Raw genomic sequence first — 16,856 nt, forward strand, 5'->3', positions numbered from 1 at the left:
TTTTTCATTTATCCGGCAATAGCGGACCTTTTGAAAAGGACTTTGTAAGAAAAAAGAACTTAAACCCGGAGAAAATATCAGAGACCTTTGGTAGCTTAATTTTTATGAAAATCAGTCTTGACATGGGGTCCACTATAAAAAGTAATCTGTTTCTGGCATCTTTATTAAAAAGGTCATTCGCGATAAATAAATCCAGAAGGTCTTGCAGTGCACGGAATTTAATCTGACTGTTATCAAGTGGTGGCGATATAAGACGATTAACTGATTTTGACGCGTACCCGTTCAAAATTGTCAATGGGTCGGCGAACCGCGCTACATTTTTAATAAGAGTAGCTGTCAGTGCGCGCAGATTTTCGGGGACCGGATCTCTTTTGAAGCCGGAAAGCCGCATTCCGTATGCTGTAAAATATGCAGGCAGTTTGATCCTGTCCGCCTTGGCCTGTTTGCGGCACTCAGGGTTTTTACAATACTTTTGACGGTTGCGATTCCTGTAATCGGGCGCAAATAACCTCTTGCAGTTACGGCACCTTATCTTTTTTTTAATTCCCATCCAGATAGCACCTCCCAAGAAGGTTCAACTATTTATGAATGGGTATGTTTTGTGAAGATAAAAATTGAAGAAAAAACCGGAAGAAAAAACCGGAAGAAAAATGAAGAAAAGGGTTCTAAAAATTTATTATTTTGGAAGAAAAAGAAACAGAAGAAAATTACAATTTCAACATGGGGATTTAATTACGTTTTTAAGTCGGCCCTGACAGTTTTCCTGAATACAAAAAGTATCATATTCAAATGCTGTAGTTGTGCCCTTATCGTGTGATACGGCATATGTCATTATGCCTGCACCTTCCAGGCTGTTATAAGCAACGAGTTTAACATAATCATTTGGACTGATCGTATCCGCCATAGCTGCAGGAACAACCATTATGAAAAAAGCCATCATTAAAGACATTAAAGAGATGATCATCACCAATTTTTTCATTTATCTATTCCGCCTCCCTGAAAGTTTGATTTCTTTAGCATTTAAGGATTAGCAATTGGCGTGCCACAATGTATTACATTTGTCGGTTAGTTTAATAATCTGTATAACCTACCGTTTTAGTTAATAAATATCTCAGAGAATTAACGCCTTATATCAAGTAAGGAACAGATGCTTTTTTTGCATTGATTAAATTGTAAAGAATCCCGACGTTTTTAATGCATATAATGGTATTGTTTTGGTGGGTTTTGATAGAAAATGTTTATCTTACAATGTATTACAATGAATACGCTTATTGTAAAGAATCCCGACGTTTTTGATGCTTCCGGTGGTATTATTTTAGTGTTATTAATAGAAAACGAATATTTTACAAGATGTTACAAAGTATTTTCTTTTTGTAAAGAATTCCGACGTATTAAATAGTTATCATTCAACGTTTAAATTCATACTGATAGATAAACGATAAAATCCCAAGGGAATCTTTATGATATAAACAGATAAGATAAAGTATTACATCAGGTAGGTTTGCAGTGTTTTATAGCTCTTAAAATCAGCATCAACAATGAAAGCTCCGACATGAAGGCTATCTTCGGCATCGACAACTCTGCTTGACTCACAAAACAACCTTATGGGTTTGTTTTCAACAGGCAAATTAAAAACAAGCTCAAATCTTGAACCTTGCGAATCAATCAGAATCTGATCCTTGAAATCCTTGGGTATTAAAACTTTTACGCCTCCAAGAGAAATCTCTGAGATAGAGACTACTCCCATTTGTCCATCTTTCTGTTGATTAATCACAGCAGGAACAGAAAAGGCCTTTCTCGGGTATTGTCGTTTTTCTTTATCAACACTCTGAAATGCTTTTCTCTCTTTTAAAAAATTAGTCAGAGCCATTTCTATTGTTGATGATAAAGACCGCTGGTCTTCTTTTGCAACTCGGGCCAGGGATTCATGTAAATCCTTGCTGGCACGAAAGGATATGAGGCTGTCTTTTTTCATGAGAATGCCTTTATATTTTAATTAATATATGATTCCAATATTAGAAAAGAACATAATATACCTGAAGAATAACTCACTGCCTTTAATTGACGTTAAGCATCGTAATAAATAATTTTTTATAAAAATAATACAATACTGATGTAATTGCAAACATTTTGTCATGCCCGGATATTCTTATTTTTAATCCATGATCCAAGATACTTATAAACTTAATTCGTAACTTCTCAATAACGCTGTAAAACACAGCAGATAACGATTCATGATACGATCAAGATTCCTCCTGAAAGTATTTCCGAAAAAAGCCGTTTCAAAGAATATCAGGATTTTGTGGTTCAGGATATTAAAATCGAAGGCTGCACCCCTGTATCGTGTGGAACGCTGGAAGACACCCGACGATTGAAAATTTAGCCATAATCTTTACTCATTCCGGATTTTTTCAAGATAATCTAAAAACATCACAGAAAAATCTTTTTTGTGTAATAATATATGTGTATAAGATTTATAAAATCTTCGTTATTAAAAAAGGCGGGATTATAGCGGGATAAAATGGAAAGAAAAATTAAGATGTTTGCAGTAATATAACTATTTGATTATATTGGAGCCGACGGGCGGAGTCGAACCGCCTACCTGCTGATTACGAATCAGCTGCTCTACCGGGTGAGCTACGTCGGCTGAATTTTATTTCGAAAATTAGGTACTTTGTTTATGTGTCAAAATCAAGAGAAAAATAATTCTTTCGATTATCTTCTTAAGTCCTTTTCAGAAAAAGAACAAGGAATAGATTTCGAAGGGCTGTCCGGTTCAAAAAAAGCTTATATCGCATTCAGGCTGTATATAAAACATAAATTACCGACGTTGGTTATTGTACCTTCGGTAAAAGAGTCAGCAGATTTTGTTAATGACCTTAATTATTTTTTTAACGGTCAAAATATTCCTGTAATGATTTTTCCCCAATACAATGTTTCTTCCAAATCCGTTTCTTATCATAATGAAATAGCGTCAGATCGTATCAGAACTCTTTACAAAGCCATAGAAAGTCAAATTCCTCCAATCATAGTTACAACTCCGGGCGCATTGGCCGGAAGGTTAATTCCCAAAAATGAATTGTTAAATTTTTCCGAACTCATAGCTGAGGGTGAAGAGATAGAAAGGGATAGATTTATCGCAAAACTGGTTGCGGGAGGCTATTGCAGAACCGCTATTGTTGAGGAACCGGGAGATTATTGTATCAGAGGCGGTATTATTGATATTTTCACACCTCTTTATCCCGACCCTTTAAGGATTGATCTTTCAGATGATTTTATAGAATCAATAAGATTTTTTTCAGCAGCAAGCCAGAGAAGTTTAAAACCTGTCCATGAAGCAATTATCCTTCCTGCAAAAGAAGCAATTATAAAAGCCAATGATTTAAATTATATTGTTAGCCACATAAGAGAACTCGCATCCGGCCTTAACATACCTGTTACAAAAGTAAGAACAATAATCGATAAAATAAAAAATGAAGGGGTTCTGCCTGAAATTGAAGGTTTAAACTGTCTGGTTTATTCTAAACCTGATTCTTTTTTTGATTATATTCCCAAAAATTCCATTATTATTATGGATGAACCCGAACAACTCAAAGAAACAACTGAAAAGCTGTTTGACAAGGAACAAAAAGATTATTCTTTAGCCCGTGATGAACAAAGACTGAGTATAAATCCTGAAAAAATATACCTGTCATGGAACGAAATATTCAAAATAATCAATGAAAAAACATACTATAGCTTCAGATCAATCGGCTTTTTTAGTATCGATGAGCACAAGCGCTGCTCAATTAAATGCAGTGATTTTATAAAAAGCAATGACCTTGTAATTCAGGATCTGAAAAACCGGATTAAAAAAGAAAACTACCTGTTACCCCTTGCACAATGGATTGATGATAAAATAAATTTACGGTGTGTTACTCTGATTGTATGCAGCACCATGTCCCAGGCCGAAAGGATAAAGTCGCTCTTATTGCCATACGGGATTACACCCCGGATAAAAGAAAATTATACCATGAGCTTGGGTATAAAAGGAGAAACATATATTTGTCTTGGACGTATTTCTTCCGGTTTTGTTTATCTTGAAGAATCGATGGCAATAATTACCGAAGATGAAATTTTCGGCGCAAAACATCATGTGCAAAAGCAATCGGCAAGAAGACCGGCTTCAATGATTATTGCTTTTGAAGATTTAAAAAAAGGGGACCTTGTAGTTCATAACGATCACGGCATAGGACAATACGAAGGGATTGCCAAACTTACAGTCGACGGTTCCACCAATGATTTTCTGCTTATTCTGTATAAAGATGATGACAGATTGTATCTTCCGGTTGATAAAATGAACATGGTTTTTAAATACATGGGTGTTGATGAAATTGTTCCTGTTCTTGACAAGATGGGCGGGAAAGCATGGGATCGGGTTAAGGAACGTGCAAAAAAGTCCGCTGAAAAAATTGCCGGTGAACTTCTTAAATTATATGCAACAAGAAAAGTAAACGAAGGTTTTGCTCATAAAAAGCCGGATAGCTATTTTAAGGATTTTGAGGCTGAATTCTCATATGAAGAAACACCTGACCAGCTTAGTGCAATTGATGATGTTATGAGCGACATGGAAAATAACACCCCCATGGACAGGCTGGTTTGCGGTGATGTAGGATATGGTAAAACCGAAGTGGCTCTGAGAGCCTCATTTCTTGCAATTAATTGCGCTAAGCAGGTAGCGGTTCTGGTTCCCACAACAGTTCTTGCTGAACAGCATTTTTCAACTTTTAAAGCGCGATTCGAAAAATACCCGGTAAACATTGAATGTCTCAGCAGATTCAGAAGTATTAAGGAACAAAAAAGAATAATATCCGATATTTCATCCGGAAAAGCTGATATTGTTATAGGCACCCACAGGCTTTTACAAAAAGATGTCATCTTTAAAGATCTTGGACTTATAGTACTTGATGAAGAGCACCGCTTTGGAGTCAAACACAAGGAAAAGCTGAAGAAATTAAGAAATAATGTAGATGTTCTTGCACTGACGGCAACACCGATTCCAAGAACATTGCATATGTCGCTTACCGGAATACGTGATATCAGTGTTATCTCCACCCCGCCTGAACACCGTCAGTCAATAATAACTTACGTTTCGGAATTTGATGAAGCTCTGATTGCTGAAGCGGTACGAAAAGAGCTTGCCAGGAAAGGCCAGATATATTTTGTACATAACAATATTTTTACAATAGATAAAATTGCAAACAAACTACATGAACTTATTCCTGAAATAAAGATTGGTATCGGACATGGCAGACTGAGCGAAAATGAGCTTGAGAGCGTTATGCTTAAATTCGTAAATAAAGACATTGATATGCTGGTTTGCACCACAATTATTGAATCCGGCCTTGATATCCCTTCGGCGAATACAATAATTATAAACAGGGCTGACAGATTCGGTCTGGCACAGATCTACCAGTTACGTGGCCGCGTTGGGCGTTCTGATGAACAGGCTTATGCTTATCTTTTTATTCCCAAAGACAGTATTCTGGGGAAAGATGCCCAAAAACGGCTGAAAGTATTGATGGAGCACAGTGATCTTGGTTCAGGATTTCAGATCGCAATGAGTGATTTGAGAATAAGGGGAGGAGGCACAATTCTGGGCGCTTCCCAGTCAGGGCATATTGCAGCCATTGGATATGAGATGTTTTTAAAACTTATGGAAGAAGCGGTTTGCGAACTTAAAGGTGAACCTGTAAATAAAATCATAGAGCCTGAAATAAACATTTCCATGTCGGCGTATCTTTCCGAATTATATGTATCGGATATTGATCAGAGACTTACAGCTTACCGCCGCCTTTCAAGAATGACGGAACTTTACGAGGTCTCAGATTTTAAAGCCGAACTGGAGGATAGATTCGGGCCATTGCCAAAGGAAGCATCCAATCTTTTGGTCAAAATAATGTTCAGAATATTAGCCCAGAAATCAGGTATTCAACGCCTTAATTTAAAGGATCGCCAGCTTTTTCTGTATTTTTCACAAGATTCATCTATCAAAAATCCTTCGGAACTCATTAATATGGTTGTTTCAAATAAAGGCCGGTTTGAATTTACACCTGATCATGTACTCAAGGTAAATTTGATGAAACATAGTTTTATCAGGCAAATAGGCGAAGTGAAAAACATCTTGAAAGAAATTGTTCAACGTGTTAACAGCTGAATATTTCTAATAATAAATATACAGGACTTGCAATAAGTTCACCTTAATTCAACAACATCAAACCAGATTGTGATTGGAAACTTATGAAAAGCAAATTTACGACTTACTTGAATAACATAGTTATGATTTTTATTTTGCTGATACTGCAAGCCGGTTTTATTTACGACAAACCATGCGGAGCTGAAGTGGTGGACAGAGTGGTTGCTGTTGTTAATGATGATGTGATTACACTTAGCGATCTTGAAGTAGCTACCAGAGCATATACTGAAAAAATAAAATCAGCCGGCTATGGTTTTGAAGAAGAGCATGCAATGCTTTTTAAAATGCGGGAAGATATGCTGGACCAGCTTATTAACCGAAAACTTACAGATCAGGAAATTAAAAAATACGGGATTTCCACAAACGATAAAGAGATTGATAATTCAATTGAGCGCATCAAAGAGGCTAAGTATCTGACTGACGAAGAATTAAGAAATATGGTAACCAAAGACGGCATGACGTTTGATGATTTCCGCGATGCGATTAAAGAAAATATTCTCAGATCAAAAGTTCTTGATATTGAAGTTAAATCAAAGATCGTAATAACTAAAGAAGATACGAAAGCATATTACGACAGCCATAAAAGCGATTATATGCCGCAGAATAAATATCATCTATTTAATATAATTATAAAAACAAACTCAGAAGCTGATGGGGATGATAAACATGAAGCTATGTCGGTAATGGAAAAGATTTATGCAAAATTAAAGCAAGGACAGCCATTTGAAGAAGTCAGCAAAGATAGTGCAGAATCATCAGGTGTTGAAAATTCGGATTTGGGATATTTCAAGGCTGATGAATTATCACCACAAATACAGGATGCTATAAAAAATCTGAAACAAAAAGAATTTACAAAAATACTTGAAACTGATTTAGGGTACCAGATAATCTATATAAAGGATATCGAAGTAAAGCCGGGCAAATCGCTTGATGAAGCTGCAGCTGGAATCCAGGGGATTCTGTTTAATGACATAATTGATAAAAATTTTAAATTATGGATGGAACAACTTAGGAAGAAATCTTATATTAAGATAATTAAATAAGCATAATTTTCCGGCTGCGATAAATTATCCTGACTTTATAAATAATCTCTTCGCTTAAGTTGCGCTTTGTCGTTCAAATCCTGACTTTTTGCTAATCCATTATATTTATAACTACACAGATTCATTAATGTAACTAAGTAAGCGTATCTATTTTTTTTCAAGTCGTACCGGGATTATAATTTGATGCCAAATTTAACATTGCCTGCAATAATTCTTCGGCGTGTAGATTTTGGGGACTATGATTTAATATTAACTTTCTTCTCATTGAATAAAGGCAAAATATCCGCTATTGCAAAATCTGCGAAAAAGAGCACAAAGCGTTTTGGCGGAATTCTCGAATTATTCTCGGTCCTCCGGCTTGTATGCAGTACCGCTAAAGGAAGAGAGCTTTTGGTATTGCAGGAGGCTGATCTTATTAATTCATTTTCCTGCATAAGAGGAGACTTAAAAAAAACTGCATATGCAAGTTATTTTGCCGAATTAATAAATGAGTGGTCGGAAACCGGATCAGAACAGGAGGGTATTTACCGCCTTTTATACTTTGTTCTTGATCAACTTGATATCTGCCGGATTCCGGAAGAAATATTAAGCATTATATTTCAGATGAGATTTGCTGATATAGTTGGAGTTCGTCCTAATTTATCGGTATGTACGGACTGCCGGATAGAAATAGACAGAATAAAAGAAGACCGGGTTGCCTTTGACTTTTCAAAGGGAGGAATTATTTGCCAGAAATGTGCCTGTATATCCGTTAACAGGTTTTTTCTTTCCAAAGGAACAATCAAGCAACTCCTTTGGGTTGAAAGCGGCGATTTGTCAAAGGCTGCGAAAATACGATTTACTCCTTCTTCGGTAAAAGAAGGATTGGGGTTTTTGGAATCATTTATAACTTATCATATTGGAAAAGAGCTGCAAAGCCTTAGATTTTTAAAACAGATCAGGAGAAAAGATGAGTAATATTATTGATATATTGAAATCGGATATTATTGAAGCATCAGTTCCCTGCCGTATTGATATGGGTGGAACATTAGATATAAGCACATTTTATTATCCGCTGATGTATCTTAATCCATGCACATTTAATATTGCTGTTAATCTAAGAACCAAAGTATATCTGCATCCATTTGATAAAGGAAAGATAAAGGTCTCTTCGCGTGGTTTTAAAAGCGCAGTGTATCCTATCGAAAAAGCTCCGTTCAACCATTCTCTGGGGCTTATGTTTGCTGTTGCATCATTTTTCAGAGCAGACGGAATCCATATTGTTATTGATTCTTCATCCCCTCCGAGAAGCGCTTTGGGCGGGTCATCTGCCGCCGCTGTCGCACTGATAGCGGCATTTTCAAAGTTATTTGAAAAAACAGGCAAAAAAGCATTGTCCAAACAGCATATTGTTCTGCTTGCACATGCAATCGAACAAAGTGTTGCAGGTGTTCCTTGCGGATTACAGGATCAGCTTGCAGCAGCTTTCGGCGGAATTAACGCCTGGTACTGGAATGACGGAGCTGATGGGGCTCCTTTTAAAAAGAAGAGCATAATCAAAAAGAGTTTCTTTGCAGATTTTAAAAAGAATCTGCTTCTTGCATATTGCGGTATTCCGCATGAATCAAAAAACATCAACAGCAGATGGGTCAACCAATTCGTTTCCGGAAAACACCGAAATTTATGGGATGACATAGTAACATGCACAAATAAATTTGTTGATGCCTTATCAAATCACAAATTTGTTGACGCTGCTTCATTTATGAATAAAGAGACTGCCATCAGAAAAAAAATGACCCCGGATGTTTTGGATGATATCGGGCGAAAGCTTGCAAAATCTGCCCAAAATACTAACTGCGGAGCAAGGTTTACCGGGGCGGGAGGCGGTGGGTGCATATGGGCTATAGGAGAAGTTGCCGATATTGAAAAATTAAAACCCAAATGGGAATCTGTGCTTTCGCAAAGAAAAGGAGCCAGCCTGCTTGATATCGAGCCGGATTCGGAAGGTCTGCTGATTAACTAATATGAGGTATTAAATATGAATTTTCAAGATGTTATCCTGTCATTGCAAAAATACTGGTCACGCAAGGGCTGTGTCCTTATACAATCATATGATACGGAGGTCGGTGCCGGTACATTTCATCCTGCTACTTTAATGAAGGCATTGGGGCCTGAGCCCTGGAATGCTGCTTATGTACAGCCATCAAGACGCCCGACTGACGGACGATACGGGGAAAATCCCAACAGGCTTCAACATTACTACCAGTACCAGGTAATACTTAAGCCATCACCTGCAGATGTACAACAGCAGTATCTTATGAGTCTGAAATCTCTTGGGATAAACCCTCTCGATCATGATATAAGATTTGTTGAAGACGACTGGGAATCTCCTACTCTTGGGGCTTCAGGTCTTGGATGGGAAGTATGGCTTGACGGAATGGAAATAACACAGTTTACATATTTTCAGATAGCAGGAAGCATTGATCTTCATCCGGTTTCAGTTGAGATCACATATGGTCTTGAGCGCATTGCAATGTATCTGCAAGGTGTTGATAATGTCTACAATCTTAAATGGAATGATTCTATTGCTTACGGAGATATTTATCATCACCAGGAGGTGGAACAGTCGACTTATAATTTCGAAAAAGCCGATATCAGTTTTCTGCATAATCTTTTTGCACAGTACGAAGCGGAATCTTTAAGAATAATTAAAGAATCTCTTGTTCTTCCTGCCTATGAATACTGTCTGAAATGTTCGCATACATTTAACCTTCTTGATGCACGCGGTGCAATCAGTGTTACCGAAAGAACAGGCTATATATCAAGGATCAGAAACCTTGCAAGAGCGTGTGCGGAAGAGTATTTAAATCAAAGAAAAGCCATGGGGTTTCCTCTGTTTCAAAAGAGGTAACCGTTATAATATTTTGCAGACTCTTAATGGGTCTTGTAATATTTATAGTTTTTGAAAACCGAGGTAAAAATGGAAACTCTGTTACTTGAGATTGGAATGGAAGAAATTCCTGCAGGCTATATCGAACCGGCATTGAAAGCGCTTTCTGCTATTCTTATGCAAAGACTTACTGATGAAAGAATAAAGCACGGAAATTATAAAACATTCGGGACACCAAGAAGGCTTTGCATTTGTATTTACGATGTTTCAGCAAAACAGGATTCTCTGACTACTGAAATTATCGGCCCACCGGAAAAGATTGGATTTGACGGCAACGGCCAGCTTACAATAGCCGGGAAAAAATTTGCGGAAAAAGCCTGTATCAGTCCGGAATCTATTAATGTAAAGCAAACTGAAAAAGGTTCTTATCTTTGTGCACTCAAAACAGAATCAGGGATAGAAAGCAAAACCGTATTAAAAAGAATACTTCCTCAGATTATTTTACAGATTCCTTTCCCGAAAGTTATGAAATGGGCAGATCTTGATATAAAATTTGCAAGACCTATCCAGTCTGTCGCTGCTCTTTTAGGCAGGCAGCTTATCTCCTTTGAGCTTGGTAATATCAAAAGCTCAGGAAACACTTTCGGCCATCGTTTTTTATGCCCCGGTAAAATAAAAATATCACATCCTGATGAGTACATCGAAAAATTAAAAAAAGCCTTTGTACTTGCAGATATTGATGAAAGAAAAAACAGTATTAAAGAGCATATCGCCCAAATTGCGGCAAAGCTTGATGGTAATGTTTTAAAAGATGATGAACTTGTCGATGTCGTAACCAATCTTGTAGAATATCCTGTTCCTGTTGCCGGGAGTTTTGACAGATCCTATCTTGAAGTACCGGATGAAGTTCTTATAAATTCAATGCGTGAGCATCAGAAATATTTTGCAATAATTGATGCAAACAAAAGGCTTCTGCCGAATTTTATTGCCGTCAGCAATACACAAGCCAAAAATATGCAGGTTGTTGTAAAAGGACATGAAAGGGTTTTAAAAGCCCGCCTTGAAGATGCCAGGTTTTTTTATAAAAACGATATACATATTTCTCCTGACGATTGGGTGGAAAAATTAAAAGGAGTACTTTTTCAGGCAAAACTCGGCACTATGTATGAGAAAACTCAACGTTTAGAAAAATTATCCCAATATCTTGCCGATGAAATAACAGATGATGCTCAAATTAAAAAGCAGGCTTTAAGGGCGGCAAGATTGTGCAAAGCTGATCTGGTCAGCCAGGTAGTTGGAGAATTTCCGAAACTTCAGGGAATCATGGGAAGAATATATGCTGCAAATGCCGGAGAAGATAAAAATGTTTCTATTGCTGTTGAAGAACATTACAGGCCCGCTTATTCCGGCGGAGAGCTTCCTGAAACAACAATTGGTTCAATGGTTGCGATAGCAGATAAAATTGATTCCATTTGCGGCTGCTTTTCTGCAGGACTTATACCAACCGGAGCTTCGGACCCTTATGCATTAAGAAGGCAGGGAATCGGTATAATTCAGATAATGCTTGCTAAAGGATTTTCTTTTTCATTGAGGAGCCTGATTGAAAAAAGCCTTTCACTGTTTGAAATAAAAGATGCTATAGAAATAACCGGCAGAGCAGATAATGTTTATGGTTTTCTGCAAAGCCGGATATCACATCTGCTTACCGAAGAGGGCTATGCAAAAAATGTGGTCTCGGCAATTGTAAGTATTTCAGTAAGCCATGTGCCGGATGTCTGGAAACGTACAATTGCACTTGAAAAACTTAAAGCTGTCTCCGACTTTGAACAGCTTGCAACTACATTTAAACGGGTAGTCAATATTATCAAAAAATCAGCTCCTGAAAATGCCGGTTGCGAAACTAATATAAATGAAGGACTGTTTGAGAAAGAATGCGAGTCGGCTTTGTTTTCGGCATATAAAGATATTAAAATAAGAGTTTCTGAAAATCTTTTACAAGGAGCCTATGAACAGTCCCTTCTTGATATTGCATCTCTTAGGACTCCTGTTGATGCTTTCTTCGACGGGGTTTTAGTAATGGCGGAAGATGAAAATATCCGTAATAACCGGATAGCCCTGCTTAGAGCTATTTCCGACCTTTTTGCGTTATTTGCAGACTTTTCAAAACTTTGAGAAGTCCGGTTTTTTTAGTTTTTTTACGAAGATCAAACAATATAAAATAATTGGAGGATAATATGCCTTTTGATCCTGATATGGATAAAATGTTAAAACAGTGGAGATGCGAGGAAACCGGTCTTGTAATTTCTATAAATCGTTATGGCGAAGGCGAAGCAAAGCTTCAGATAGGCCCTAGAGTATTTATAAAAAAAGATGGAAATGAAAGCCAGCGTAAGGCCGGCCGGCTTACAATAGAAGATCTTATGTGGTTTTATGAAATAATTGATGAAGTAAAAGATGAACTATCAAAGCTTGCCGTTCCCAAGTGATCAGTTTGATTTGCTATGTAACCTCTGAGGTTTTGATAAGAATATGTCAGACATTATAGATCCTGATATTGCTAAAAAAGTTGAGAACCTGAAATCAGAGCTTCAAAAACATAATTATCATTATTATGTTATGGATGATCCTCAAATTTCCGATACACAATATGATAAAATGATGCAGGAGTTGATTGAACTTGAAGCAAAATATCCTATGCTTTCAACTCCTGATTCTCCATCCATGAAAGTAGGTGCAGAACCTGTTAAAAAATTTGAGCAGATAAGACATTCTGTTAAAATGCTAAGTCTTGATAATGCTTTCTCTGATTCTGATATTTTAAATTTTGACAGGCGTGTAAAAGAAGGCCTAATGGCGGATGAACAAATTCTTTATACGGCAGAACCAAAAATGGATGGGGTTGCCGTGGAGCTTGTATATAAAGATGGAAGGCTTGTATCTGCTTCAACAAGGGGGGATGGTGAAACCGGCGAAGATATAACTTCAAATGTTAAAACGATACGCTCTGTCCCTTTGTTGCTTCAACAGAATAAAAAAGAGCATATAATTCCTGCCCGTCTTGAAGCAAGAGGAGAAGTTATTATAAGTAAAGAAGGGTTTAAACGTCTTAATGAAGATATGTTGTCTCAGGGTCTGGCTTTGTTTGCCAATCCCAGAAATGCTGCGGCTGGATCTTTAAGACAGCTTGATTCGAAAGTAACCGCGAAACGTCCTCTTGAAATTTATTTTTATGGTGTTGGTGAAGTGGAAGGCATAAGCTGCAAGTCACACTGGGATTGGCTTTATGCTTTAAAAGAACTTGGGTTAAGAATTAATCCGTATATAAAGCCTAAAATAAATATTAACGCTGTTTGTAAATATTACAAAGAACTTGAACAGATGCGAAGCGGGCTGCCATACGATATTGATGGTATGGTAGTAAAAGTAGATTCAGTGCAATACCAGGAGCAGCTTGGAACTAAAGCAAGAAGCCCCAGATGGGCTGTGGCATATAAATTTAAAGCCATACAGGAAACAACCAAAGTACTGGATATCCTTGTGCAGGTTGGACGCACCGGCGCAGTTACTCCTGTTGCCTGCCTTGAAACTGTCAATATAGGGGGAGTAAATGTAAGCCGGGCAACGCTGCATAATGAAGATGAAATAAGAAATAAAGACATTAGAATAGGAGATACCGTACTTGTCCAGCGCGCAGGAGATGTTATACCCGAAATTGTAAAGGTTATTGACAGTGCAAGAAACGGAAGCGAAATAATTTTTTGTATGCCGCAAAACTGCCCTTCATGTAATTCGCAGCTTATTCGTGACGAAAAAGAGTCTTTAATAAGATGTGTAAACAATAGCTGCCCAGCAAAAACAAAGGCACAGATAGAACATTTTGTTTCTAAAAGAGCTTTTGATATAGATGGTTTAGGAGAAAAGCTGATTAATCAGCTTTTTGATAAAAAATATTTATCTTCCTATGCTGATATTTTTTATCTGGATAAAATAAAAATGGAAGGTTTGGAGCGTATGGGTTTAAAATCTGCCGGAAATCTTTTTGAAGCAATTGAAAAAAGTAAAAATATAAATTTTGCCCGTTTTATATATGCGCTTGGAATTCGTCATGTGGGAGAGCATATTGCAGAGATTTTGGCATCAAAATATGAAAAATATGAAAAGTTTTGCAGTGCCACGTATGATGATTTAAAAAACATAAAAGGTGTGGGCCCTATTGTGGCTCAAAGCATTATTGACTTTCTTGGACGTGAGGATAATCTTAATAATATAGAACGTATGCTAAATAGCGGCGTAATAATTCGGTATGGAGAGAACAGAAAAAGCACAACTCTTGATGGAAAAATATTTGTTCTGACCGGCACTCTTGAAAGCATGACAAGAAATGAAGCAATAATCAAAATTAAATCATTTGGCGGAAAAATAAGTGAGTCCGTAAGCAAAAAAACTGATTACCTTGTTGCAGGCAAATCTCCCGGTTCAAAAATTGAAAAAGCAAAAGCGGCCGGTGTTGAAATAATTGATGAGAACAAACTTAAGATTATGTTTGAAAGCTGATATAAAGACTTTAGCAATTGTTATAAATCTGTTCCGTCCCAAATTTACTCTCACAAAACCGTTTATCGTATCCGCCTGTACAAACTATATTAAATATTCGGGAACGTCATAGAAGCCATTTAACTAATGTTCTGCGATCAGAATACTTACCCATACCCAATTACAAAAAAGTAATCGGCTCTGTATGTAGGATATAAATATGAAAGATAAGACAAGGGTTCATGTCATAATTTCCGGAAAAGTTCAGGGTGTTTTTTTCAGGATGGAAACAAAGCGGGTTGCAGATAGTTCCAATGTTTCCGGCTGGGTAAAAAACAACAGTGACGGTACTGTTGAGGCTGTTTTTGAAGGAGCGCAGGACGCAGTTGACTCTGTAGTGAAATGGTGCCGGAAGGGCCCTTCTCATTCCAAGGTCAGTCATGTAGATAAAGCCGAAGAAGATTATAAAGACAAATTTAAAGGGTTTGATATAATTTACTGATAAGAAAGCGGCCTGTTTTAATAATTTGCAATTACCAATAACAGGCCGCTTCAAAGCGGAGTTTATTCTCTGAGCTTTTTACCGGGCCGGAACTTAACAACCGTGCAAGCTTTGATTTTGATTGGTTCACCTGTTTGAGGATTGCGGCCTTTTCGGGCTTTCCTGCGGACTTTTGTAAATGTGCCAAAACCAACTAGAGTAACTTTGCCGTCTTTTTTCTTAAGAGTTTTTGCAATACTGTCCATGATTGAGTTGAGCGTAGCTGCTGCCGCTGTTTTGGAAATTCCGGCATCTTCTGCTGCCTTGTCTACTAATTCTGCTTTTGTCATAGTACGTTACCCCCCTTTTTATGATTGGTTATTATGAAAATCCTTGCCCTTCTAGCAAATACAGCAGCCAATATTTGATGTCAAGTAAAAACAACATGCTGCGACTGTTTTTTATATAGAATGTTCTTAAACTGTGTTTGGCCAGCGTTTATATGACTCATAAAGCCCTGACATCAACTCCCTCAATGGGGGGCTGAACAGCCTATATTATTAAAACAGGGCATTAACAAAATTCTGGGGATCAAATTCCTGCAAGTCATCTATATTTTCACCTATTCCGATATATTGAATAGGTAATTTAAAGGAATTGCAAACACTTATTACAATCCCTCCTTTGGCTGTACCATCAAGCTTTGTAAGTGCTATGCCTGTTACACCAATTGCATCATTAAAAAGTTTGGCCTGGGATAAAGCATTCTGACCGGTTGTTGCATCAAGCACAAGAAGTATTTCATGCGGAGCGTCCGGCATTCTTTTTGAAACCGAACGTTTTATTTTTTTCAGCTCTTCCATAAGATTTATTTTTGTATGCAGCCTTCCTGCCGTGTCTATGATAACAACATCGATATTTCTTGCCAAAGCAGCTTCAACACCATCATATGCTACTGCAGCAGGATCGGCGTTATGCATTTGCTTTACAATCTCAGAGCCTGCCCTTTGTGCCCAGATTGTGAGCTGTTCAACAGCCGCTGCACGAAAGGTGTCTGCCGCTACAATAAGCACCTTTTTGTTTTTAGCCGCATACTTTGCCGCAAGTTTTCCAATAGTTGTAGTTTTTCCGACCCCGTTTACCCCTATTACCAGAATTACGTGCGGTTTAGCTGTAATTGTTTTTGGCTCTGATACTTTGTCACTTAATAATGCGAGAATTTCCTGTTTAATAATTTCATTCAGCTGATCGGGCGAAGAAATGGAAGAAGTTTTTTTTGAAATACTTTTTATAAGATCGCTTGCCGTCTGAACTCCGATATCAGATGTGATGAGAAGCTCTTCAAGCTCTTCAAGCATATCATCATCTATGACTTTTTTACCTGAAAATATATTGGTAAGTCCGTCGGAAATTTTATTGCGGGCTTTAGAAAGGCGGTCTTTAAGACGTTTAAAATACCCCCCTCTTTCAGGTTCCGGTGAAACGGCAGTTTCCGCCTTCGGCAAAACTGCTGTTTTCTTCTCTGTTGTCTCCTCTGTTGTCTCCTCTGTTACCTGCTCTGATAGTTGCCCTGCTTTCTTTTCTGTTTCTTTCTCTGCTAACTTCTCTTCTTCCCTTTCCGCTTCCTTCTCTCTTGCCTTCTCCGGTATAATTTTTTCTTTTATTTTACTGAACCAGCCCAATTTCATATCTCCT

The 16,856-nt window shown here is 37.5% G+C and carries 15 protein-coding genes and 1 tRNA gene; 10 read left to right on the plus strand and 6 right to left on the minus strand.

The window, feature by feature from the left end; translation table 11 throughout:
• Positions 1-4 precede the first annotated feature (4 nt).
• The 3 genes from VXK47_RS12625 to VXK47_RS12635 form a co-directional block, all read right to left on the minus strand.
• The gene (locus tag VXK47_RS12625) at positions 5-550 is read right to left on the minus strand and encodes a hypothetical protein (protein ID WP_435549140.1); all 546 of its coding nucleotides are present in this window, start codon (positions 548-550) and stop codon (positions 5-7) included.
• A 165-nt stretch (positions 551-715) separates the two neighbouring features.
• Positions 716-979, minus strand: coding sequence for a hypothetical protein (locus tag VXK47_RS12630; RefSeq protein ID WP_435549141.1), 264 nt, complete (start codon positions 977-979; stop codon positions 716-718).
• A gap of 507 nt (positions 980-1,486) precedes the next feature.
• Positions 1,487-1,975: a PilZ domain-containing protein gene (locus VXK47_RS12635; protein ID WP_435549142.1), complete on the minus strand. Its 489-nt coding sequence runs from the start codon at positions 1,973-1,975 to the stop codon at positions 1,487-1,489.
• A gap of 259 nt (positions 1,976-2,234) precedes the next feature.
• Here VXK47_RS12635 and VXK47_RS12640 point away from each other — a divergent pair, with 259 nt between their 5' ends.
• Positions 2,235-2,375, plus strand: coding sequence for a hypothetical protein (locus VXK47_RS12640; RefSeq protein WP_435549143.1), 141 nt, complete (start codon positions 2,235-2,237; stop codon positions 2,373-2,375).
• A gap of 196 nt (positions 2,376-2,571) precedes the next feature.
• Here the strand turns inward: VXK47_RS12640 and VXK47_RS12645 are convergent.
• Positions 2,572-2,647: transfer RNA gene (locus VXK47_RS12645), tRNA-Thr, on the minus strand.
• A 33-nt stretch (positions 2,648-2,680) separates the two neighbouring features.
• On the opposite strand from VXK47_RS12645, the gene mfd reads away from it, so the two are divergent.
• The 9 genes from mfd (at position 2,681) to VXK47_RS12690 (ending at position 15,182) form a co-directional block, all read left to right on the plus strand.
• Positions 2,681-6,196: a transcription-repair coupling factor gene (mfd, locus tag VXK47_RS12650; protein ID WP_435549144.1), complete on the plus strand. Its 3,516-nt coding sequence runs from the start codon at positions 2,681-2,683 to the stop codon at positions 6,194-6,196.
• A gap of 83 nt (positions 6,197-6,279) precedes the next feature.
• Positions 6,280-7,278 carry a peptidylprolyl isomerase gene (locus VXK47_RS12655; RefSeq protein ID WP_435549145.1) on the plus strand — a complete coding sequence of 333 codons (999 nt, stop codon included), beginning with the start codon at positions 6,280-6,282 and terminating at the stop codon, positions 7,276-7,278.
• A gap of 183 nt (positions 7,279-7,461) precedes the next feature.
• Positions 7,462-8,235, plus strand: coding sequence for a DNA repair protein RecO (recO, locus tag VXK47_RS12660; RefSeq protein ID WP_435549146.1), 774 nt, complete (start codon positions 7,462-7,464; stop codon positions 8,233-8,235).
• A complete protein-coding gene (locus VXK47_RS12665; protein ID WP_435549147.1) occupies positions 8,228-9,280 on the plus strand; it encodes a GHMP family kinase ATP-binding protein in 1,053 nt (350 codons plus the stop codon). Before recO ends, VXK47_RS12665 begins: the two co-directional genes overlap by 8 nt.
• Before the next feature lie 15 nt (positions 9,281-9,295).
• The gene (gene glyQ, locus VXK47_RS12670) at positions 9,296-10,168 is read left to right on the plus strand and encodes a glycine--tRNA ligase subunit alpha (protein WP_435549148.1); all 873 of its coding nucleotides are present in this window, start codon (positions 9,296-9,298) and stop codon (positions 10,166-10,168) included.
• Positions 10,169-10,237: 69 nt separating this feature from the next.
• A complete protein-coding gene (glyS, locus tag VXK47_RS12675; protein ID WP_435549149.1) occupies positions 10,238-12,319 on the plus strand; it encodes a glycine--tRNA ligase subunit beta in 2,082 nt (693 codons plus the stop codon).
• A 62-nt stretch (positions 12,320-12,381) separates the two neighbouring features.
• Entirely contained in the window at positions 12,382-12,633 is a 252-nt protein-coding gene (locus tag VXK47_RS12680; protein WP_435549150.1) for a hypothetical protein, read from the plus strand.
• 43 nt (positions 12,634-12,676) lie between these two features.
• Positions 12,677-14,701 carry an NAD-dependent DNA ligase LigA gene (gene ligA, locus VXK47_RS12685; protein ID WP_435549151.1) on the plus strand — a complete coding sequence of 675 codons (2,025 nt, stop codon included), beginning with the start codon at positions 12,677-12,679 and terminating at the stop codon, positions 14,699-14,701.
• A gap of 199 nt (positions 14,702-14,900) precedes the next feature.
• Positions 14,901-15,182: an acylphosphatase gene (locus VXK47_RS12690; protein WP_435549152.1), complete on the plus strand. Its 282-nt coding sequence runs from the start codon at positions 14,901-14,903 to the stop codon at positions 15,180-15,182.
• A gap of 62 nt (positions 15,183-15,244) precedes the next feature.
• Here the strand turns inward: VXK47_RS12690 and VXK47_RS12695 are convergent, their stop codons facing one another.
• Positions 15,245-15,511 (minus strand): HU family DNA-binding protein, encoded by a 267-nt coding sequence (locus VXK47_RS12695; protein WP_435549153.1) that lies wholly within the window; start codon positions 15,509-15,511, stop codon positions 15,245-15,247.
• Between the two features lie 210 nt (positions 15,512-15,721).
• On the minus strand, positions 15,722-16,849 hold the full coding sequence (gene ftsY, locus VXK47_RS12700; RefSeq protein WP_435549154.1) for a signal recognition particle-docking protein FtsY: 1,128 nt from the start codon (positions 16,847-16,849) through the stop codon (positions 15,722-15,724).
• Positions 16,850-16,856: the final 7 nt, after the last annotated feature.

The sequence above is a fragment of the Desulfobacterium sp. N47 genome (assembly GCF_051233685.1).
Taxonomy (GTDB): Bacteria; Desulfobacterota; Desulfobacteria; order Desulfobacterales; family RPRI01; genus RPRI01.